General features: G+C 73.1%; 14 protein-coding genes. 7 read left to right on the top strand and 7 right to left on the bottom strand.

Annotated elements, in window-relative coordinates; all coding sequences use genetic code 11:
- The first annotated feature begins 2 nt into the window (after window positions 1–2).
- From ACZ6Q9_RS30935 to ACZ6Q9_RS30945, 3 genes are all read left to right on the top strand, one after another.
- Complete coding sequence (locus ACZ6Q9_RS30935; protein ID WP_466021459.1) at window positions 3–2852, top strand: amino acid adenylation domain-containing protein; 2850 nt, start codon at window positions 3–5, stop codon at window positions 2850–2852.
- Window positions 2853–3158: 306 nt separating this feature from the next.
- A complete protein-coding gene (locus tag ACZ6Q9_RS30940) occupies window positions 3159–6920 on the top strand; it encodes a S8 family peptidase (RefSeq protein WP_396830787.1) in 3762 nt (1253 codons plus the stop codon).
- 137 nt (window positions 6921–7057) lie between these two features.
- Window positions 7058–8038 (top strand): transcriptional regulator TrmB, encoded by a 981-nt coding sequence (locus ACZ6Q9_RS30945; RefSeq protein ID WP_393460054.1) that lies wholly within the window; start codon window positions 7058–7060, stop codon window positions 8036–8038.
- A 290-nt stretch (window positions 8039–8328) separates the two neighbouring features.
- On the opposite strand, the gene ACZ6Q9_RS30950 is transcribed toward ACZ6Q9_RS30945, so the two are convergent.
- Genes ACZ6Q9_RS30950 through ACZ6Q9_RS30960 form a run of 3 tightly spaced genes read right to left on the bottom strand, consistent with a single transcriptional unit; the run spans window position 8329 to window position 11376 of the window.
- Window positions 8329–9045 (bottom strand): HAD-IA family hydrolase, encoded by a 717-nt coding sequence (locus ACZ6Q9_RS30950; RefSeq protein WP_393460051.1) that lies wholly within the window; start codon window positions 9043–9045, stop codon window positions 8329–8331.
- Between the two features lie 37 nt (window positions 9046–9082).
- Entirely contained in the window at window positions 9083–10216 is a 1134-nt protein-coding gene (locus ACZ6Q9_RS30955; protein WP_396830785.1) for a Gfo/Idh/MocA family protein, read from the bottom strand.
- Window positions 10213–11376 carry a DegT/DnrJ/EryC1/StrS family aminotransferase gene (locus ACZ6Q9_RS30960; protein ID WP_396830784.1) on the bottom strand — a complete coding sequence of 388 codons (1164 nt, stop codon included), beginning with the start codon at window positions 11374–11376 and terminating at the stop codon, window positions 10213–10215. Before ACZ6Q9_RS30960 ends, ACZ6Q9_RS30955 begins: the two co-directional genes overlap by 4 nt.
- Window positions 11377–11710: 334 nt before the next feature.
- Between ACZ6Q9_RS30960 and ACZ6Q9_RS30965 the strand changes: the two genes are divergently transcribed.
- The 4 genes from ACZ6Q9_RS30965 to ACZ6Q9_RS30980 all read left to right on the top strand — a co-directional run bounded on the left by ACZ6Q9_RS30965 (window position 11711) and on the right by ACZ6Q9_RS30980 (window position 14183).
- Window positions 11711–12142 carry a type II 3-dehydroquinate dehydratase gene (locus tag ACZ6Q9_RS30965; RefSeq protein ID WP_350710205.1) on the top strand — a complete coding sequence of 144 codons (432 nt, stop codon included), beginning with the start codon at window positions 11711–11713 and terminating at the stop codon, window positions 12140–12142.
- Between the two features lie 91 nt (window positions 12143–12233).
- Window positions 12234–12587 carry a DoxX family protein gene (locus ACZ6Q9_RS30970; RefSeq protein ID WP_396830783.1) on the top strand — a complete coding sequence of 118 codons (354 nt, stop codon included), beginning with the start codon at window positions 12234–12236 and terminating at the stop codon, window positions 12585–12587.
- A gap of 114 nt (window positions 12588–12701) precedes the next feature.
- The gene (locus tag ACZ6Q9_RS30975) at window positions 12702–13610 is read left to right on the top strand and encodes an ROK family protein (RefSeq protein ID WP_396830794.1); all 909 of its coding nucleotides are present in this window, start codon (window positions 12702–12704) and stop codon (window positions 13608–13610) included.
- A gap of 12 nt (window positions 13611–13622) precedes the next feature.
- Window positions 13623–14183 carry an NADPH-dependent FMN reductase gene (locus ACZ6Q9_RS30980; RefSeq protein WP_396830781.1) on the top strand — a complete coding sequence of 187 codons (561 nt, stop codon included), beginning with the start codon at window positions 13623–13625 and terminating at the stop codon, window positions 14181–14183.
- A 173-nt stretch (window positions 14184–14356) separates the two neighbouring features.
- On the opposite strand, the gene ACZ6Q9_RS30985 is transcribed toward ACZ6Q9_RS30980, so the two are convergent.
- The 4 genes from ACZ6Q9_RS30985 to ACZ6Q9_RS31000 are packed head-to-tail and all read right to left on the bottom strand — an operon-like array spanning window position 14357 to window position 19558.
- Window positions 14357–15853: an MFS transporter gene (locus ACZ6Q9_RS30985; RefSeq protein WP_396830779.1), complete on the bottom strand. Its 1497-nt coding sequence runs from the start codon at window positions 15851–15853 to the stop codon at window positions 14357–14359.
- The gene (locus ACZ6Q9_RS30990; RefSeq protein WP_396830777.1) at window positions 15850–17661 is read right to left on the bottom strand and encodes an IucA/IucC family protein; all 1812 of its coding nucleotides are present in this window, start codon (window positions 17659–17661) and stop codon (window positions 15850–15852) included. Before ACZ6Q9_RS30990 ends, ACZ6Q9_RS30985 begins: the two co-directional genes overlap by 4 nt.
- Window positions 17658–18263: a GNAT family N-acetyltransferase gene (locus ACZ6Q9_RS30995; RefSeq protein WP_396830776.1), complete on the bottom strand. Its 606-nt coding sequence runs from the start codon at window positions 18261–18263 to the stop codon at window positions 17658–17660. Before ACZ6Q9_RS30995 ends, ACZ6Q9_RS30990 begins: the two co-directional genes overlap by 4 nt.
- Window positions 18260–19558, bottom strand: coding sequence for a lysine N(6)-hydroxylase/L-ornithine N(5)-oxygenase family protein (locus ACZ6Q9_RS31000; RefSeq protein ID WP_393270425.1), 1299 nt, complete (start codon window positions 19556–19558; stop codon window positions 18260–18262). The genes ACZ6Q9_RS30995 and ACZ6Q9_RS31000 overlap by 4 nt, the downstream gene beginning before the upstream one ends.
- Between the last annotated feature and the right edge of the window lie 8 nt (window positions 19559–19566).

Raw genomic sequence — 19566 nt, forward strand, 5'->3', positions numbered from 1 at the left:
CGATGGACGTGTCCTGGCCGACAGAACGAATGCGCATGCTGCTCGGCGACCACGGCGCACGGATCGTGCTCACCGTCAGCGCCGTCGCCCCCCACGTCCCCGCCGAGAACGGCGTGACAGTGGTCGCCCTCGACGACGACTCGCCCACGGTCGACGCAACCGCACCGGTCGACCTACCGGTGGTGGACACCTCCGCGCCGGCGTTCGTCATCTACACGTCGGGGTCGACCGGGAAGCCGAAGGGCGTGGTGTTGACCCATGCGATGTTGACGAACTTCCTCAGCTGGATGCGCGAGGAGTGCGAGGTCGGCCCGGACAGCCGGATGCTGCACTGCTGCGCCCCCGTCTTCGACGTGGCCCTCGGCGAGATCTACACCGCGCTGACCTCCGGCGCCCGCGTCGTGGTCTGTTCCCGCGACGACCTGCTCGACGCCCGCCGGTTGACGGAGCTGATCGCCAAGGAGCAGACCAGCCACGCGTTCTGCCCGCCCACCAACCTCGCCGCGGTCGACCCCGCCGACTGCCCGAGCCTGTCCTGCGTGACCCTCGCCGGGGAACCCATCCCGCCCCGCATGGCCCAACGCTGGCTGGCCGCCGGCACCCGGCTGATCAACGCCTACGGCCCGGCCGAAGCGTCCGTCGCCTGCACCTGGTACGACGCATCCTCCGGCTGGGGCGGCGCGTACGTGCCGATCGGACGCCCTATGCCCAACCGGCAGATCCGCGTCGTCGACGCGCAGTTGAACCTCGTCCCGATGGGCGTCCCCGGCGAAATCCTCATCGCCGGGAAGGGCGTAGCCGACAGCTACCTCAACCGCCCCGAGCTGACCGCACAACGCTTCGTCACCGACCCGCACGGCGGCGGCCTCGCCTACCGCACCGGCGACCTCGGCCGATGGAACACCACCGGCGCCCTGGAAATCCTCGGCCGCATGGACCACCAGGTCAAGATCAACGGCATCCGCATCGAACTCGGCGAGATCGAAGCCGTCCTCGAACAGCACCCCGACGTCGGCACGGCCGTGGTCGTCCGTCGGGAAGATCAGGGTGTCGCCCGGTTGGCGGGCTATGTGACCGGACGGGACGGCCGGACGCCGATCGTGAGCGAACTACGCGCACACGCCGCGATCGCCCTGCCCTCGTACATGGTCCCGGCCGTGATCATGGTCCTCGACAGGTTCCCCGTCGGCGGCACCGGGAAGATCGACCGCCGAGCGCTACCGGAGCCCGGCTCCCAACGCCCCGACCTCGGCGTGGACTACGTCGAACCCGCGACCGACGAGGAACGGCTGGTCACGGGCGTATTCGCCACCGTGCTGGGCATCGAGGGCATCGGCACCCACGACAGCTTCTTCGACCTCGGCGGCACCTCCCTCCAATCCGCCGCCCTCGCCACCGCCATCGACGAAGCCGCCGGCGTGGTGGTACCCGTCTCCCAGATCCACCGCACCCCCACCCCGCACGCCCTGGCCCACTGGCTCACCACCGCACCCCGCCGCTCCCAGACCCAGCCGGAGCCGCCCGTCGCCGGACGCCCCGACCCGTCCGGGCCCGTCCCGCTGACCCTCTCGGTCTCCAAGTTCGCCTGGCTCCCCTTCGAACTGGTCTGCCCGACCACCTGGTGGATCGAGGGCGAGCTGGACCTGCGCGCGCTGATGGCCGCGCTCGGCGACGTGCACCGCCGGCACGAGGCGCTACACGCCCGCTACCGACGCGTCGACCCCCCGGTCGCCGTCATCCCGCCGAACCCCGGCATGCCCCAGCTCCGGCTCCTCACCGACGCCACCAGCGAACAGGAAGCCCTGGACCAACTCGCCGAAGCGGTGCAACAACCACTCGACTACACCCAGGGCCGCAACTGGCGAGCCGCCCTCATCCGCGAGAAGTCCACCAACCGGATCCTGTTCGGCGTCGGCATCCACCACATCGCCTTCGACGGCTGGTCACACGCCCTCCTCGTCCGCGACCTCAGCCACGCCTACACCGCCCGGCTTTCCGGCGAGACCCCGGTCTGGGACCGGTCCGCGCCAACCCTGCGCCAGTTCCACGACGAGTACACCCGCCTGCGTGACGCCGCCGACCTCGAAGCCCAGCGGACCTACTGGCGCGGGCAACTGCGCGGGCTCTCCCGCCAGGGCGAGGGCCGGTCCCAGGCGCTCCTGGATCAAACCCCGGCCTGGGGCCCGAAGACCGGGCACACCGTCACCGTCACCCCCGCCGTGCTGGAACGCTGGGACCGCGCCGCCCGCGTACGCCGGTTCAGCCGCTCCGCCTACTTCGCCGCCGCCTACGCCGTCGCGCTGCGCGCCATCCACCAGCAGGACGACATCGGCCTGGTGGTGATCGTCGCCCAACGCGGCAGCCGCATCCTCGACTCCACCTTCACGAGCAGGATCAACACCAACTGCCTCCGGGTCCGGTTCGACGAGCCGGGGAAGGATCTGGTGCGGGCCGTCCAGCAGACGCTGGACGAGCTGATGGCCGCCCAGGACATTCCCTTCCTGGAGAGCGCCGCCGACCCGGCCGTCGGCCTGTCCCGCGAGGTGGCCAACAGCCTGCCCGCCTTCGCCTACCAGGACAACGTCGTCCTTCCGCTGGAACTGCCCGGCTGCCGCACCGAGGAGGTCGTCGAGCCGTACGCCCGGGAGTGGTCGGGCGCCTGCCTCGTCGAGGTGCTTCCCGGCGAAGAGGACGTCCTCCTGCGCGTCACCGTCCGCACCGACCTGGTCCCGCCCCCTGTCGCCGAGGTGTTGGCCGCGTCCATGCTGCGCTTCCTCGAAGCCGGACCCCAGGTCGACGACGACCCGACACACCGAGCGGGCCGTCACGACCTTCGCACACCTCACCTGTGAGGGAAGCCAGCATTCTCGCCCGGATGGCCGATCGCCAACGGCGTGGCCGAAGAAGCCTGCCGGCATCTGATCAAAGACCGGATGGACATCACCGGCGTCCGCTGGGGGCCTGGCCGGTGCCGAAGCCGTCCTCAACCTGCGGGCGCTGAACAGCAACATCTCGCCGCGATCACAACGTGGCCGGCGCAATGATCGGAAAGTGGCGAAGTAGCGCCAAGGCGCAGAACCGCCAGCCGTGATCCGTTTTCCGCGAGACGATGCGCTGCCACGATCCGTGCAGACCACGCATTCGCGGAAGGAAATCCCATGTCTGTCCACCACCGATGGGCCCGGTTCAGCCGGGCCGTGGGTGTCGTCGCCTTGACGGTGGGCGTTGCCGCCGCCGCGGCGCCCGCCGCCGCGGCGGCGCCGCAGCGGCCGATCGTCGGCTCGGCGTCCGGCACGGCGACCCCGGCCGGCACACCGGTCACACTGATCACCGGCGACCTCGCCGTGTACTCCGTCGACGCCACGGGCCGCCCGTCGGCGTCGCTCGTCCCGGGCCCGAACGCCGACCCGGACGGCTACATCACGCGCGTCTTCCGCGGTGACGTCTACGTCGTCCCAGCCCGCGCGGTCCCGATGATCTCCGAGGGAATTCTCGACGAGCAGCTGTTCAACGTCAGCGCGCTGGTACGCCAGGGCTACGACGACCGGTCGGCCGCGGCCCTGCCGTTGCTCGCCACCTACGGGGGCGCGGTGACGCGTACCCGCCAAGCGCCGCAGGCCCCGCAGGGCGCGACCGTCGAGGCGACCCTACCGGTCGCGGACGCCGTCGCCCTGTCGGCGGACAAGGAGCGCGCCGCGGAGTTCTGGCGCGACCTGACCGACGGTGACGGGCCGGCCATCGCGAAGCTGTGGCTGGACGAGCGGGTCAGCGTGGCGATGGCCGAGAGTGCCGCGCAGATCCACGCCCCGCAGGCGTGGGCGGCGGGCTTCGACGGGACGGGCACCACGGTGGCCGTCCTCGACTCCGGCTACGACGGCAAGCACCCGGACCTCGCCGGGCAGGTGGCCGGCGCGAAGAACTTCACCACCGACTCCGGTGGCGCCGACGTGGACCTGCACGGGCACGGCACACATGTCGCGTCAACGGTCGCGGGCACCGGCGCTGCCTCCGGCGGTGTCGAGAAGGGCGTCGCGCCCGGCGCGAAGTTGCTCATCGGCAAGGTGCTCAACGGTTACGGCCAGGGCCAGGAGTCCTGGATCATCAACGGCATGCAGTGGGCCGTCGACCAGAAGGCCGACGTGATCAGCATGAGCCTCGGCGGCAGCGTCGGCACCGACTGCACCGATCCGATCGGCGTCGCCGCGCAGGCGCTCGCGCAGCAGAGCGCCTCGCTGTTCGTGGTCGCCGCCGGCAACGCGGGCCCCACGCTCCAGACGATCAGCGCGCCCGCGTGCGCGAAGGACGTTCTCACCGTGGGCGCGGTGGACTCCGCGGGACAGACCGCATGGTTCACCAGCCGTGGCCCGGTCGCCGGCACCCACACCGTCAAGCCCGAGATCGCCGCGCCGGGTGTGGAGATCCTCGCGGCCGAGTCCGGCACCGGCGGGTACACCCGGATGTCGGGCACGTCGATGGCGACCCCGCACGTCGCCGCGGTTGCCGCGTTGCTGAAGCAGAAGCACCCCGGCTGGACGGCGCAGCAGCGCAAGGCGGCGCTGATCTCGGCGGCGACGCCGAGCACCACGGGCCGGGTGCACGAGGTGGGCGCCGGTGTCGTCGACGCGCTGCGCCCGTTGACCGCGACGGTCGTCGGCCCCGGTGTCGTCGACGCGGGATCGTACGCCTGGCCGCACCTGCACCAGCCGAAGACCACGACGACGGTCACGCTCACCAACACCGGTGACGAGGCGGTCGCGTTCGACCTCGCGATCGCCGGAGCGACCGCCGAGAACGGAGCGCCGCTGCCGAAGCGGACGTTCGCTGCCGGGATCGGCACGGTCACCGTCCCGGCGCACGGCACGGCCGAGGTGCCCGTCGTCCTCGACCCGGCCGTCAATCTGAGGGCCGCCGAGTACGGCGCGATCGGGGCCCGGCTCGTCGCCACCGCAGCCGACGGCAGCACCGTCGTCACGGCGATCGCGGCGTACCTGGAGCCGCACGCGGTCACGGTGAAGCTGAAGCTGATCGACCGCCGCGGCGAGGCGCCGGCCACTCCGTCGTTCGTGGACGTCGTGGACGCGGACCGGCTGACCGCCCTGCGGTTCGCGTCGTTCACGACCGAGCCGACGCTGCGGCTGCGCGAGGGCCGCTACTCGATCAACGCCGTGATCGCCAGCCGTGACGCGGGCACCACCGGGGCGGACGGTCTGGTCCACTCGGTGACGTTCATGGGCGACCCGGAGTTGGTGGTCAACAACGATGACGTCGATCGGACCATCACCTACGACGCCCGGACGGCGATCCGGCAGAAGGTCACCGCCGAGCGGCCGATCGAGGCGCAAAGTGCCGCGCTGGAGTACGGCCGCTGGTGGGACACCGCGTACATCAGCGGCGGCTACACCGGCGGGAAGTCCGTCGACGAGGTCTACGTCGGCCGGACCACGCCGGTCACCGACGGCGGCTTCCAGCTGGGCAGCTACTACCGGCTGTACGCGCCCGAACTGGTCCTGCGCACTACCGGCGGGATCGCTCTCAACCCCGTCTACATCGGGCCGAGCCGGCTCCAGGCCGGCGTGCCGACCCGTTTCGACGGATCCGGAACCGCCGAGCTGGTCGACGCCGGAGCAGGCAGTGAGGCGGAGTTGGCCACGGCGACCGGGAAGATCGCGCTGGTGCACTCGACCGATGTCGCGAAGGTCCTCACCGCCGCCGCGGCCGCAGACGTCAAGGCCGTCCTCTTCGGGCGGGACGCGCCGGGCCGCTGGTCCGCGGTCGCCGCGTCGGCGATCCCGGGTCTGACGGTCACCGCCATGGAGGAGTCCGCCCTGCGGACTGCGCTGGCCGCCGGACCGGTGACGCTGGCCTGGGACGCGGTCGTCACGAGCCCCTACGTCTACAACGTGGCGTTCGCGAACGAGCGGATGACCCAGCCGGACGTGCCGCTGCAGGTCAGAGAGAAGAAAATGGCCCGGGTCGACGAGCGGATCCATTCCACCCGCACCGACCGGGTCATCGTCGACGGAATCCAGTTCTTCCCGGCGAACTACCCCAGCGCCGTGTCGCTCGTCTCCGACACCTTCGCCGTTCCGGTCGAACGGGCCTCGTTCGTGACCGCCGGTGTGCAGACCCAGCGCCTCATGGCCGGGGCGAGCGTCCGGGACGAGACGATGTTCGCCGCGCCGCGGACCGCCGAGGCGGGGTCCGTCCGGTCGGAGGACTGGTACCGCGGCCCGATGCGCTCGACCGGCATCCGGCGGGCGGACCTGTCGCCGGAGCGCATCGCCGAGAGGCAGGAGGGCCAGATCGGCGCGGCGATGCTGGTGTGGGGTGACTCCGACCCCGACCATTACGGCATCGGCGGCTTCGGCGACGTCGGCAACGCGGAGCTGTTCGCCGACGGCGTCAGCCTCGGGCGGAGCGCCTGGCCGCAGGGGATCTGGGACGTGCCGGACGCCGACGTGGCCTACCGGCTGCGGGTGACGACCACGCGGTTCAACCCCGGGCCGCCCAGCCATCCGAACTGGAGCCTCTTCTACGGCACCGAGACGGAGTTCCGGTTCCGGTCGCAGCGGCCGTCCGACAACGGCCTCTACGCCCTGCCGATCCTGGTCCCGTCCTACGGCATCGCCGTCGACACGCGGAACCTGACCCCGGCGACCGCCGGGTTCGAGATCGGCTTCGGCGGCGCCGGTCAGCGCGACTACGACGCCGGGCAGATCACGGCGGCGCAGGCGTGGGTCTCCTTCGACGACGGGACGACGTGGCAGGAGGTGACCGTCACCCGGAAGGGGGCCGGATTCGTTACCACCGTGGACCAGTCGGCGGCCGCCGGTAAGAACGTCTCCCTGCGCGTCGACCTCACCGACGAGCACGGCAACGGCGTGCGCCAGACGATCATCCGGGCCTACGGCGTGCGGTGATGTGGTTGGCGGGGCTCCGGGACGCAGCTCGTCCCGGGGCCCCTTCCGGCCACCCGGACGGCACCCGGGACTGTTCAAGATCCATGAGCATGGCCCATACTCTCCGCGTCGTCTCGGGCGGAGGGAGGCAGCCACCGATGCTGGGCGCGTTGGGCCTCGGCCCCGAGGACGAGGCGGTCTACGGCCTGCTGGTCCGGCGCGCGCAGGCCGGCCCGGACGAGTTGGCCGCCGCCCTGCGGATGCCCACCGCGGCGGTCGAGGCGGCGCTGTCCCACCTTTTGGCCTGCGGCCTGGTGAAATCCGGACCGGACGGCGCGTTCTCGGTAGCGCCGCCCGCGGTGGCGCTCGGCGCGCTCATCAGCGAGCAGCGCAACGCGCTCCGCAGCGCCGAACTGGCGCTCGTCACGCTCGCCGAGGAGTACCGCGGGGCGGTCGCGGGGCGCACCATCGACGAACTGATCGAGGTGGTCACCGGCGTCGACGCGGTCCGCCACCGGTTCGCCCAGGTGCAGCAGGCCGCCCGCACCGAGGTACGCAGCTTCGTCACACTGCCCTTCATCGCCGTACCGCCGGGCAGCAACGCGGTGGAGTCGACAGCGGTGAACCAGGGGGTACGTTTCCGGGTCGTGGTGGACCGCCCGGCGCTCGCCGAACCCGGGGTGGTCGCCGAGACCCTCGAGTCCCTGCGCAGCGGCGTCCAGGTGCGGGTCGTCGAGTCGTTGCCGATCAAGCTCATCCTGGCCGACGCGGAACTGGCCCTGGTGCCGTTGACCGCCACGCCAGGCGGCGAGCCCGCGGCGGTGCTGCTGCACCGCACCGGGCTGCTGGCCGCGATGGACGCGCTTTTCGAGGTCGTTTGGCGGCACGCCCACCCACTCGAACCGACCGACCTCGGGGGCGTGACCGAAGCCGCCGGAGACGGCACCGACGGCCCGACCGACCTGGACCGCAGGATCCTGGCGCTGCTGCTGGCCGGGCTCACCGACCAGGTCGTCGCCGCCCAGCTCGACCTGTCGCTGCGTACCCTGCAACGGCGCCTGCGCCACCTGATGGACCTGGCGGGTGTGGAGACCCGGATGCAGCTCGGCTGGCACGCCGCCCGCCACGGTTGGGCGTAGGGCGCCGCACATCCCGTGCCGCCTGGCCGCTGTCATCGACTTCGGCGCACTCGGTGTCGGCGATCCGGCGCCGGACGTGGCTCCGGCGCTATGCCAACCCGCAGGGGTCGGCCGCCACCTACGGGACATGGCCACGCGATGGATCCCGAAGGCTCAGCCCCTCGGGCTACCCGACCAACACAAAGATCGTCTAGCCGGACGTGTAACGAAGCATCTGTGCGCAGTCCGTCACATGCGTCAACTGGAGCCCGACGCCCGGCGGCTGGCTCGAAGTGCCGCCCAGCGCGACGTCAGGGAACGAGCGCCGCCGGGCAGTGTTCGAGCAGGTCGCCCGGCGCGTGCGCGACCAGGTCCGGCCCCGCCGCCAGCAACCCACTCACATCCCCGCCGTGCCATGTCGTGGCCACCGTGGTGGCCCCCGCCTCGCGCCCGCTCAGCAGGTCGATCACCGCGTCCCCGACCATCATGGCCTGGTTCGCCGGCACGTCCATCAGCCCCAGCGCCTGGAGCACGATGTCCGGCGCCGGCTTCGGGCGGGCCACCTCGTCGGACCCGATCACGTGGTCGAACAGGCCCAGCACCCCGAGAGTGTCGAGCAGCGAGCGCGCCCGCGGCCCGCTCTTGCCGGTGGCGATGGCCATCCTGATGCCCCGGGCGTGCAGCGTCTCCAGCGTCTCCCGTACGCCGGGGAACAGCGGCACGAGGTGCGCCATCCGGTAGCTCTCCCGGACGAAGGGCTCCTCCATCTCCAGCGGCAGCCCCATGAGCCGCATGATGTCCGGGAAGTACCGGCCCATGTGCCGGTTGTACTCCTCGAACGGCGCCGGCCCGGCGCCCACCACCTCGGCGTACGCGATGCTGAACGCCTCCCGCATCACGGCCGAGCTGTCGACCACGACGCCGTCGAGGTCGAACACGACCGCGCGGATCGGCCCCCGGGCCGGCGCCGGGCGGGCCACGTCGACAAGAGCCGGTGTCGCGTCGACAGTGGGCGGTGACTGGGTCATGGCTGCTCCCCGGGGCGAGTGAGGTCGCCGGTGGTTCTCACCGGCCGCTGTCGCCCGCGAGGGCGTGCTGCCGCTCCGGCGTGGTGGGCCGGGCGGAGTCGTAGATCCGTTCGATGATGTCGATGGTGCGGCGCGCCTCGGTGACGGCCGCGCCCCGGCTGGCGGGGTCGGCGAGCAGGCCGGGGAGGGCGTCGAGCTGGCGGGCGTACTCGGTGCCGATCGGCTCGGCGGGCAGCGGCAGCCGGACGGTCTCGCCGTCGCGGGTGCGGGTCAGCACCGGCTCCGGGTCCCGGTTCGGGCTGAAGCCGAACGTGCAGCGCAGGGTCGCCGAGCCGGCCGCGCCGTGCACCGTGATCGTCGTACGGTCCAGCGCCTCGTGGGAGGCCCAGCACGCGTGCAGGGTGACGGACGCGCCGGTGTCGGTGAGCAGGAAGCCGCGGGCGGTGTCCTCGACGTCGCCGGGGGTACGGCCGGCGGTGTCGGCGTCGCTGCGCCAGGCGGCGTGGGCCGCGCTGTCGTTGACGAAGTCGTCGGAGACGCTGCCGATGGCGTGGGTGATCCGGGTCGGGCCGAGCATCGGCAGCACCGTGTCGAGCAGGTGCCAGCCGAGGTCCACCAGCGCGCCACCGCCGGAGAGGTCGCGCCGGGTGAACCAGCCGCCGGCGTCGGGCACGCCCCGGGCGCGAACCCAGGCCACGTCGACGTGCCGGATCGGCCCCAGCTCGCCGGCCGCGTCGGCCAGCGCCCGGACGTCGGCCCGGTAGCGGGCGGCACTGCCGGCGAGCAGCACCGAGCCGCCGTCGCGCTCCGCCTCCGCGAGCAGGGTCGACTCGGCGGAGGTCAGGCAGACCGGCTTCTCCAGGAACACCGGTACGCCCCGGCGCAGCAGCCGGGCGGCGACGGCGGCGTGCAGGTGGTTCGGCACGGCGACCACCACCAGGTCGGCAGCGCCGACCGGCAGCTCGTCGACGTCGGCGTACGCGGCGGGGACGTGGTGGCTGTCGCGGGCCCGGTCGCGGACGCCGGGCTCCGGATCGATCACGGCGGTCACCGCGAAACCCGGGTGCGCGGCGAGTCGGGGCAGCCAGATCTCCCGCCCGGCCCACCCGAGGCCGGCCACCGCGACCCGCACCGGGCGGTCGGTCGCGGCGGCCGAGGGCAGGCTGGTCATTCGGCGAGGACGTCGGCGAGCACGGCCGCGATCTCGTGCATCTGCTGCTCGGTGCCGAGCAGGGTGCGGTGGTGCAGCCAGATGCAGTCGGCGTGGATCTGCTCGACGTTGGGGCAGCGGGCCGCGATCGCCTCGACCGACTCGTCGGGGGCGCCGGCCTTCCAGAAGCCCTCGCACCGGTAGATGGCCCGGAACGCCACGAACGCGGGGACGCCCCGCGCGATCAGCGCGTCCACCACGGCGCGGCGGCGCTCCATGGTGATCCCGGGGACCCGGAACATGGCCATGTAGTGCGGGTTGCGGTCGCCGCGCTCGTCGCGACCCTGCGGCACCACGCCCGGGATCTCGGTGAGCAGGCTCGCCAGCAGCGGCCAGCGCTGCTCGCGCACCGCGATCTGCTCGTCCAGCCGGCCGAGCTGGGCGCGCAGCACGGCGGCGGTGAACTCGCCCATCCGGTAGTTCGAGCCGGTCGTGCTGTGCAGGTAGTCCCGGTCGGTGCGGGGCCGGCCGCAGCTGTGCACGAGGAACGCCCGCTCGCGCAGTTCCTCGTCGGGGAAGAGGATCGCGCCGCCCTCGCCGGCGGTCATCAGCTTGCCGTTCTGGAAGCTGAACGCGGCCACCGAGCCGAGCGCCCCGGCCCGCTTGCCCTGCCACTGCGCGCCCTGGGCGTGCGCGGCGTCCTGGAGCAGCGCCACCCCGGCGTCGGCGGCGAGCTTGCTCAGCGCGTCCATGTCGGCGAACTGGCCGGCCATGTGCACCGGCATGACGACCTTGGTGCGCGGCGTGATGGCGGCCTCGACCGCGGCCGGGTCCATGTTGTAGGTGTCCAGGTTGACGTCGACCGGCACCGCGACCGCGCCGAGGCGCTGCGCGGCCAGCGAGGACGAGATGAACGTGAAGGCGGGGACGATCACCTCGGTGCCGGGGCCGGCGCCGAGCACCTCCAGGGCGACCTCGAGGGCGTGGGTCCCGTTGGTGACGGCCAGCGCGTGCGGCGTGCCGTGGTAGGCGCCGAACTCCTGCTCGAAGGAGTCGACCTCGCTGCCACCCATCCGCCACCACTGGCCCTGCTCGAGGGCGCGGATCAGTCCGGCGCGCTCCTCGTCACCGAACTGCGGCCACTCGGGGAACTCCGACACCGTCGAGGGCTGACCACTCATGACTTCCCACTTCCCAACTCGGGCAGACCAGGGGCTTCGCCGGACATCGGGCAGACGACCCGGGACCGCCGGTACGCGGTCCGGGCACACCGGGGCGCCGGATGGCCGGTTCGAGGTAGGTGACGCCCCCGTGGAGCCGGCGGCATCGCCTCAGCAGGAGGGACGGTAACCGAACCGGGCGCCGGGTCACCGCCCCTAACAGCCCCTACGCACCCCTTAGTCCACCCGCCCCGGGGCCGCCGCCGGGTCGCCCGACGCCGGCCGCGTAGTAAGACTGCGGAGGACCAGTCATCGGGTCCTGTCGGGACAGGGCCGCGCCCCCGCGAGGTGAAGCGTGTCGGACGTGCTGCTGCTGAACGGCCCGAACCTGGGCATCCTCGGCAGGCGGGAGCCGGAGATCTACGGCACCGACACCCTCGACGACATCGAACGGGCGGTCGGCGAGGAGGTCGCCGCGCGGGGCTGGCGGGTGGTGGCCGAGCAACACGACTGCGAGGGCGCCCTGATCCGCGCGATCCAGAACCGGTACGACACCGTCGGCGCCATCGTCAACCCGGGCGCGCTGATGATCGCCGGCTGGAGCCTGCGCGACGCGCTGGCCAACTACCCGCGGCCCTTCATCGAGGTGCACCTGTCCAACGTCTGGGCCCGGGAGAGCTTCCGGCACGACTCCGTCATCGCCCCGCTGGCCAGCGGCGTCATCGTCGGGCTCGGGTCGCTGGGCTACCGGCTGGCCGCCCGCGCCCTCGTCGCGACCGTCCGGTGAGGATTCGGCGCGCCGCCCTCCGCCGCCGACCGCGCCGATCCGGCGCCGGTACGGTCGTCCGCATCCTGCCACCTCACCGTAAGGACCTCACGTGCACATTCCCGTCATCGTCCTGACCGCCATCCTCGCCGCGGTCTTCCTGGGCACCGCCGTGCCGAAGCTGACCGGGCAGGCGCAGATGCGCGAGCGGATGGACCACCTGGGCGTCTCCCCCGGCCTGACCCGCGTGCTCGGGGTGCTGGAGCTCGCCGCGGTCGCCGGTCTGCTGCTCGGGCTGCTCTGGGCGCCGCTGGGCATCGCGGCGGCCGTCGGCCTCGCCCTGCAGATGGTCGGCGCGGTGGTCTACCACGCCCGCGCGAAGGACCCGGCCCCCATGACCCTGACGCCGGTGATCTTCGCCGTCGCCGCGGTGGCGCTGGTGGTCCTCCACGTGCTCAAGGGCTGAGCCGTCGTGCCCGATCCGCAGCGTCCCACCGTCGGGCTCGACCCGCAGCGTCCCGCCGCCGGGCTCGACCCGCAGCGTCCCGCCGCCGGGACCGACCGGCAGGGCTCCGTCGGGGTGCTCGGCGTCGACGTCGGCGGCACGAAGGTGGCGCTGCGCGCCGAGGCGGCCGGCCGGCCGGCGTACGACCGGACCTTCCGCTGGCCGCACGGCGCAAACGCGGCGGCGGACCTGGCCGCGCTGGCCGCCGAGGTGACCCGGCTGCGCGACGCGTGGGGGCCTGTCGGCGCGGTCGGGGTGGCGATGCCGGCGACCACGGACGCGGCGGGCGCCGTCACGACGTGGCCCGGCCGGCCGAGCTGGGCCGGCCTGGACCTCGCCGGCGCGCTGCGTCGGCTCTTCCCCGGCGCGGCGACGGCCGTGGCCGACGACGGTGACCTCGCCGCGCTGGCGGAGGCCCGGCACGCCGGCCGCGACGACGTGGTCTACCTGGGCGTCGGCACCGGCATCGGCGGCGGCGTGGTGCTGGCGGGGCGGTCGGTGCCCGGCCGCTCCTCGGCCGAGGTCGGGCACATGGTGGTGGATCTCGACGGCGAGCGCTGCGACTGCGGCCGGCGTGGCTGCCTCCAGTCCGTGGCCGCCGGCCCGGCCACCCTCCGCCGGGCGGCCGACGGTCGGGGGGCCGAGGTGAGCTTCGACGACCTGCGCGACGGGCTGCGCGAGGGCCGCGACTGGGCGGTCGACGCGGTCGACGTGAGCTGCCGCGCCCTGGCGGCGGCGGTGGTCAGCCTCGGCGAGTTGCTGGACCCCGCGGTGGCGATCGTCGGCGGCGGCTTCGCCGCCGGGCTGCCCGGCTTCGTCCCGCTCGTCGCCGAGCATGCCCGCTCGGCGGGCCGGCCCGGCCGTCCGGCGCCGCCGGTGCTCCCCGCCGCCCTCGGCGGCCTGTCGTCCCTGCACGGCGCGGTGGAGCTGGCCCGGGGCCTGAGCGCCGTGCCGGCCCCCGCCAGCCCCGTCCCCACCCCGTAGAGGAGATCAACCATGGTCAGGATCGGTGTCGTCGTCGGCAGTACGCGGCCCGGACGCAAGGCCGACGTCGTGGCGCGCTGGGTGCGGGACCTCGCCGCCAAGCGGGCCGACCTCACCGTCGAGCTGGTCGACATCGCCGACTACCGCCTGCCGCACTTCGACGAGGTGCTGCCGCCGTCGATGGCGCCGTCGACGCGTCCGGCCGTGCGCCGGTGGGCGACGACGGTGGCCGGGTTCGACGGCTTCGTCTTCGTCACCCCGGAGTACAACCACTCGATCCCGGGCGCGCTGAAGGACGCCGTCGACTTCCTCTTCCAGGAGTGGCAGCACAAGTCCGCCGGTCTCGTCAGCTACGGCGTGCACGGCGGCACCCGCGCGGCGGAGCACCTGCGGCTGGTGCTCGGGCAGCTCGGGGTGGCCGACGTCCGGTCGCAGGTCGCGCTCTCCCTGACGACCGACTTCGTGAACTTCCGCGACTTCCGGCCGGCGGCCCACCACGAGGAGGCCGTCAGCACCATGCTGGACCAGGTCGTCGCCTGGGCCGGCGCGCTCCGCACGCTCCGCCGACCCTGACGCCGGCACCCGCCGACGTAACGCCGGCACCGCCGGCTTGACCTCGACGCCGCCGACCCCGGTGCCGACGCCGACCCTGACCCCGACGCCGCCGGCTGACGCCGACGCCGCCGGCCTGACGCCGACGCCGCCGTGCGTGGCGGCGTCGGCGCGGTCGGCAGGAGGACGCGGGCTCAGCCGGCCCGCTCGGCCCGGCGCAGCAGCACGGCGGCGACGCAGCCGCCGGCGAAGACGGCCATCGCGCCCACCGTCTGGCCGGTCTCCAGGGCGGAGCGGAACGCGTCGGCGACGAGCCGGCGTTCCGCTTCGGTGCCGGCGGCGGCCAGGGCGGCGGGGAACGACCCGGCGCCGGCCAGCGCGGCGGGTAGCAGGGCGGCGAATCGGGCGTTCAGGATCGCGCCGAGCACGGCGATGCCGAGGCTGCTGCCGACCTCCGTCATGGTGCCGTCCACCCCCGCCCCAGCCCCGGCCTTCTCCGGCGGGATCGCGCTCATCACCGCCTCGACGATGGCCGGGTTCGCCACGGCGCAGCCGGCGCCCATCACGAGCAGTCCCGGCAACAGCACCCCGTAGCCGTCCGTCGGGGCGTGGGTGACGAGGGCGAGTCCGCCGGCGAGCAGCGTCATCCCGAGCGCGATCGACCGGGGCAGCCCGAGCCGGCGGATCACCCGGGCGGCGACGCCGGCCACGTTGAGCAGGACGATGGAGAGCGCGAACGGCACCATCCGCAGCCCCGCCTCCCAGGCCGGGTAGCCGCGCACGAACTGCAGGTGCTGGGTCAGCAGGAACAGCGCGCCGGTGGCGCCGAAGGTGATCAGGACGACCCCGGAGACCGCGCCCACGAAGCGCCGGCTGCGGAAGAAGTGCATGTCCAGCATCGGGTCGGCGACCCGCCGCTCCCAGGCCACGAAGGTGGCGAGGAGGAGCACCCCCGCGCCGGCCGCGCCCAGCACCGGGGCGGCCGTCCAGCCCCGCTCCGGCCCCGCGATGACCGCGTAGACCACCGCGGTCAGGCCCGCCGTGGAGAGCAGCACCCCGCCCAGGTCGAGGCGCCCGCCGGTCGCACGGCGCGACTCCGGCACCAGCGCCCACGCCGCCACCAGGCAGACCAGCACGATCGGGACGTTGACCAGGAAGATCGCCCCCCAGGGCAGGTGGGCGAGGACGAGCCCGCCGAAGGGTGGCCCGGCCGCGAACCCCAGCGCGCTCGCCGCGGCCCAGAGCCCGATCGCGCGGGACCGCTCGGCGTCGTCGAAGACCTGCATCGCCACCGCGAGGGTGGCGGTGACCAGGAGTGCGCCGCCGATCCCCATCCCGGCCCGGGCGGCGATCAGCTGGCCGCCGGTCTGCGCGAGCCCCGCGGCCAGCGACCCGAGCCCGAACAGCACGAGACCGGCCAGCAGCATCCGGCGGCGGCCGTACCGGTCGGCGGCGCTGCCCGCCGTGAGCAGCAGGCCGCACTGGACCAGGGCGTACGCGTTGATCATCCACTGGACGTCGGCGGTGCTGGCGGACAGCTCGGTCGTGAGCACCGGGATGGCCACGGTCAGCACCGTGTTGTCGAGCACCACGGTGACCTGGGCGAGGCAGAGCACGCCGAGGATCAGCCACCGGCCCCGCACCCGGCCGCCCGCTGTCCCGCCGGCGGGCGCGACAGTCGTGGCGGTCACCGGGTCGGCGCGAAGCGGGCGATGGGGTTGGCCAGGGTGCCGACCAGTTGCAGCGCGGCCGACGGGTCGGCGAGGTCGACCATCTGCCGGTTGTTGCGCAGTTGGAGCCGGTTGAGGCAGGACAGCGCGAACTCCGGGGCGAACAGGTCGTAGCGCCGCAGCCGCTCGGCCAGGTGCGGGACGCTGTCGGCGTAGTCGGCCGCGCACCGGGCGACGGTGCGCCAGAAGGCGTCCTCGTCCAGCACGCCCTCGGTGACCAGGATCGCGTTGAGGTAGCGCAGGAAGCAGTCGAAGACGTCGGTGAAGATCGACAGCAGCCTCATGTCCTCGGGCACGTCGGCCCGCACCCGCCCCACCTGCGGGGGCAGGTCGGCGTCCGGGTCCATCACCACGATCTCCTCGGCGATGTCCTTGAAGATGGCCCGCTCGACCGTCCCGCCGTCCAGGACGAGGATGACGTTCTCGCCGTGCGGCATGAAGGCCAGGTCGTGGGCGTAGAAGCTGTGCAGCAGCGGGGTGAGGTAGGCGTCGAGGTAGCGGCGTAGCCACACCCGCGGCGCCAGCCCGGACTGCGCGATCAGCGCGGCGGCGAACGACCGGCCGTCGCGGTCGGTGTGCAGCAGGGACGCCATGGTGGCCAGTCGCCGGCCCGGCTCCAGGCCGGGCACCGGGCTCTCCCGCCACAGCGCGGCCAGCATCTTCCGGTACGGGGAGTACCGGTCTGTCGCCGCCTCGTACTCCAGGTGCCGGTACCCGATGGCGGCCCGCTCGCGGATGATCGTCAACCCGGTGCGCTTGAGGATCTCGTCGCCGTCGATCAGGTCGGCGAGCCAGTCGTTGATCGCCGGGGTGGCCTCCATGTACGCGGCGGACAGCCCCCGCAGGAAGCCCATGTTCAGCACGGACAGCGCGGTCTTGACGTAGTGCCGGGTCGGGTCGGTGACGTTGAAGAAGGTGCGGATGGACTGCTGGGCGAGGTACTCGTCCGGGCCGGGGCCGAGGCACACCAGCCGGCGCTGCGCCACCTCGGCGGCGAACGTGACGGAGATCCGGTTCCACCACTGCCACGGATGCACGGGGATGAGCAGGTAGTCGGCCGGGTCGAGGCCGAGCCCGGTCAGGGTGCCCGCGAAGGCGGCGAGGGTGTCGTCGCCGAGTTCGGCGCGGAGCAGCGTGTCGTAGTCGAGGTCGGCGGCGCAGGTGAAGGTCGTCCGGTCCCGGTGCGCGGCCAGCCAGATCAGCCGGACCGGGCGGGCGGCCTCCGGCGCGTACGCGCGGTATTCGTCGATGCCGAAGCCGATCCGGCCGTTGTTCGCCACGAAGCCCGGGTGGCCCTCGGTCATCTCGGTCTCGATGGTCTGGAAGTCGGCGCGGGCGAGGTCGGCGGCGCGCACCGCCGGCTTGTCGAGCTTGTACGCGGTGCTGGCGAGGGTGGAGCTGATCTCCTCCAGGTAGACGGGGAGGATCTCGTCGCGCAGGCCCAGCGCGCCGCGCAGGTCGAGGCAGAAGTCGAGGGCGTCCAGCGGCAGCTCGGTGTCGCCGCGGTGGCGGGTGATGCTGTCGGCGTCGATCCGCCAGTGGTCGAGGGCCAGCAGGCTCGCGGTGAACCGGTAGACCACGTCGCCGTCGTCGCCGCGCACCTCGTACCGGCGCTCCCCCGCCGCCGGGCCGTCCGCGTCGGCGGGGACCGGCTCGGGTGCGAGCAGCCGTTCGTGGGCGAACTCGGCCAGGGCCTTGCGGACCAACAGCCGATTGGCGCGGGCCCAGCTCGCCGGCGTCAGGTGGGCCACGGATGCGGAGGGGTTCACGTGCGCAGGTCTCCTCGGGTTGCGGCGGGGTGGGTGTCGGTCGCGCCGGTCGCGGCCTCGAACTGGGCACGGGTGCAGACGCTGAGCAGCGCGTCCTTCTCGGGCTTGGTGATCGGGCCGACGACGGTGAAGCCGACGGCCGCGTTGAGCCGGTGCACCGCCGTGTTGCGCACGTCGGGCTCCACGACGACCCGCCGGGTCGCCGGGTCGGCGAACAGCCACGCCAGCACGGTGGTGATCACCGCGCGGGTGAAGCCGTGCACGGGCGCGTCGGTGGGGGCGCAGAGGAAGTGCATGCCGACATCGCCGTCGACCGTGTCGTACAGGCCGACGAGTTCGACGCGGGCGGGGTCGTACCGCTCGGCGAGGAAGGCGGGTCGCCCCTCGTGCAGGCCGAGGAACGCGGCGTGGTGCGGGTGCGCGGCGATCCGCCGGTATTCCTGCGCGACCCGGGCCACGTCGGCGTCCTGCATCAGCCAGAACGCCGCCTTCGGGTGGGTCACCCAGCGGTGCAGCAGCGCGGCGTCGGCGTACGGGTCGAGCGTACGCAGCGCGAACTCGCCGAGCCGGTCGTCGACGCGGCGGTGGACGACCTCGGTCACGACGCGGCTCCGGCCGGCACGCCGAACTCCTGGAAGGTGATGCTCTTCTCGACCGGGTAGTGCTCGCGGCCGAGCAGCTCCCGGATGATCCACGAGTTGCGGTACGGGCCCATGCCCAGGTCGGGTGAGGTGATGCTGTGCGTGTGGGTGCCGGCGTTCTGCAGGAAGATGCCCCGGCCGGTGTGGTCGATGCTGTAGTTGCGGGCCACGTCGAAGCGGCCGTGGCCGTCCCAGCGGATGCGGTCGCGCACCGGCTCGAGGAACTCCGGGACCCGGTAGTGGTAGCCGGTGGCGAGCACGAGACCCTCGGTGTCCAGGGTGAAGTCGCGGTCCTGCTCGACGTTGCGCAGCCCCAGCGTGTACGTCCCGCTCGGCTCGTCGTACGCGGCGGTGGTCAGCGCGGTGTTGGTCAGCAGCCGGGTGCGTACCGGGCCGCCGATGCTCTTGGCGTAGAGCAGGTCGTAGATGTCGTTGACGAGGTCGGCGTTGATGCCCTTGAACAGCCCCTTCTGCGCGGACTCCAGCCGGTAGCGGGTCGCCTCCGGCAGGGCGTGGAAGTAGTCCACGTAGTCCGGCGAGGTCATCTCCAGGGTCAGCTTGGTGTATTCGAGCGGGAAGAACCGGGGCGACCGGGTGACCCAGTTGAGCTGGTAGCCGCAGGAGTCGATGTCGCCGAGCAGGTCGTGGTAGATCTCGGCCGCGCTCTGCCCGCTGCCGACGACGGTGATGCTGCGCTTGGCGCGCAGTGCCGCCCGGTGCTCCAGGTACTGCGAGTTGTGGATCGCGTCGCCGCCGAGCCCCCGGCAGGCGTCGGGCACGTGCGGCGGGGTGCCGGTGCCGAGCACGAGGTGCCGGGCGCGGTGGGTGACCCGCTCCCCCGTGGCGGTCACGGTGGCCCGCACGACGTAGTGCTCGTCGGCCGGGTCGAACTCGACGGACGTGACCCGCTGTCCGAACCGGACGCCGCGGAGCTTGCCGGCGGCCCAGCGGCAGTAGCCGTCGTACTCGCTGCGCAGCGGGAAGAAGCTCTCCCGGATGTAGAACGGGTAGAGCCGCCCCGACTCCTTCAGATAGGCCAGGAAGGAGTACGGGGAGGTCGGGTCGGCGAGGGTGACCAGGTCGGCGATGAACGGCGTCTGGAGGCGGGTCGACTCCAGCAGCATCCCGGGATGCCAGCTGAAGGTGTCCCGCGCCTCCAGGAAGAGGCCGTCGAGGTCCTCGATCGGTTCGGTCAGGCAGGCCAGGCCCAGGTTGTACGGGCCCAGCCCGACGGCGATGAAGTCGTGCGTCGACATGCGTTCTC

This window comes from Micromonospora sp. NPDC049139 (genome assembly GCF_055586845.1).

What these genes read in the sequence shown, in the direction of transcription:
- ACZ6Q9_RS30980 (WP_396830781.1), top strand. Translation starts at nt 13,623, where the DNA reads ATGGTCAGGATCGGTGTCGTCGTCGGCAGTACGCGGCCCGGACGCAAG.
- ACZ6Q9_RS30955 (WP_396830785.1), bottom strand. Translation starts at nt 10,216, where the DNA reads ATGACCAGCCTGCCCTCGGCCGCCGCGACCGACCGCCCGGTGCGGGTC.
- ACZ6Q9_RS30935 (WP_466021459.1), top strand. Translation starts at nt 3, where the DNA reads ATGGACGTGTCCTGGCCGACAGAACGAATGCGCATGCTGCTCGGCGAC.
- ACZ6Q9_RS30940 (WP_396830787.1), top strand. Translation starts at nt 3,159, where the DNA reads ATGTCTGTCCACCACCGATGGGCCCGGTTCAGCCGGGCCGTGGGTGTC.
- ACZ6Q9_RS31000 (WP_393270425.1), bottom strand. Translation starts at nt 19,558, where the DNA reads ATGTCGACGCACGACTTCATCGCCGTCGGGCTGGGCCCGTACAACCTG.
- ACZ6Q9_RS30960 (WP_396830784.1), bottom strand. Translation starts at nt 11,376, where the DNA reads ATGAGTGGTCAGCCCTCGACGGTGTCGGAGTTCCCCGAGTGGCCGCAG.
- ACZ6Q9_RS30945 (WP_393460054.1), top strand. Translation starts at nt 7,058, where the DNA reads ATGCTGGGCGCGTTGGGCCTCGGCCCCGAGGACGAGGCGGTCTACGGC.
- ACZ6Q9_RS30950 (WP_393460051.1), bottom strand. Translation starts at nt 9,045, where the DNA reads ATGACCCAGTCACCGCCCACTGTCGACGCGACACCGGCTCTTGTCGAC.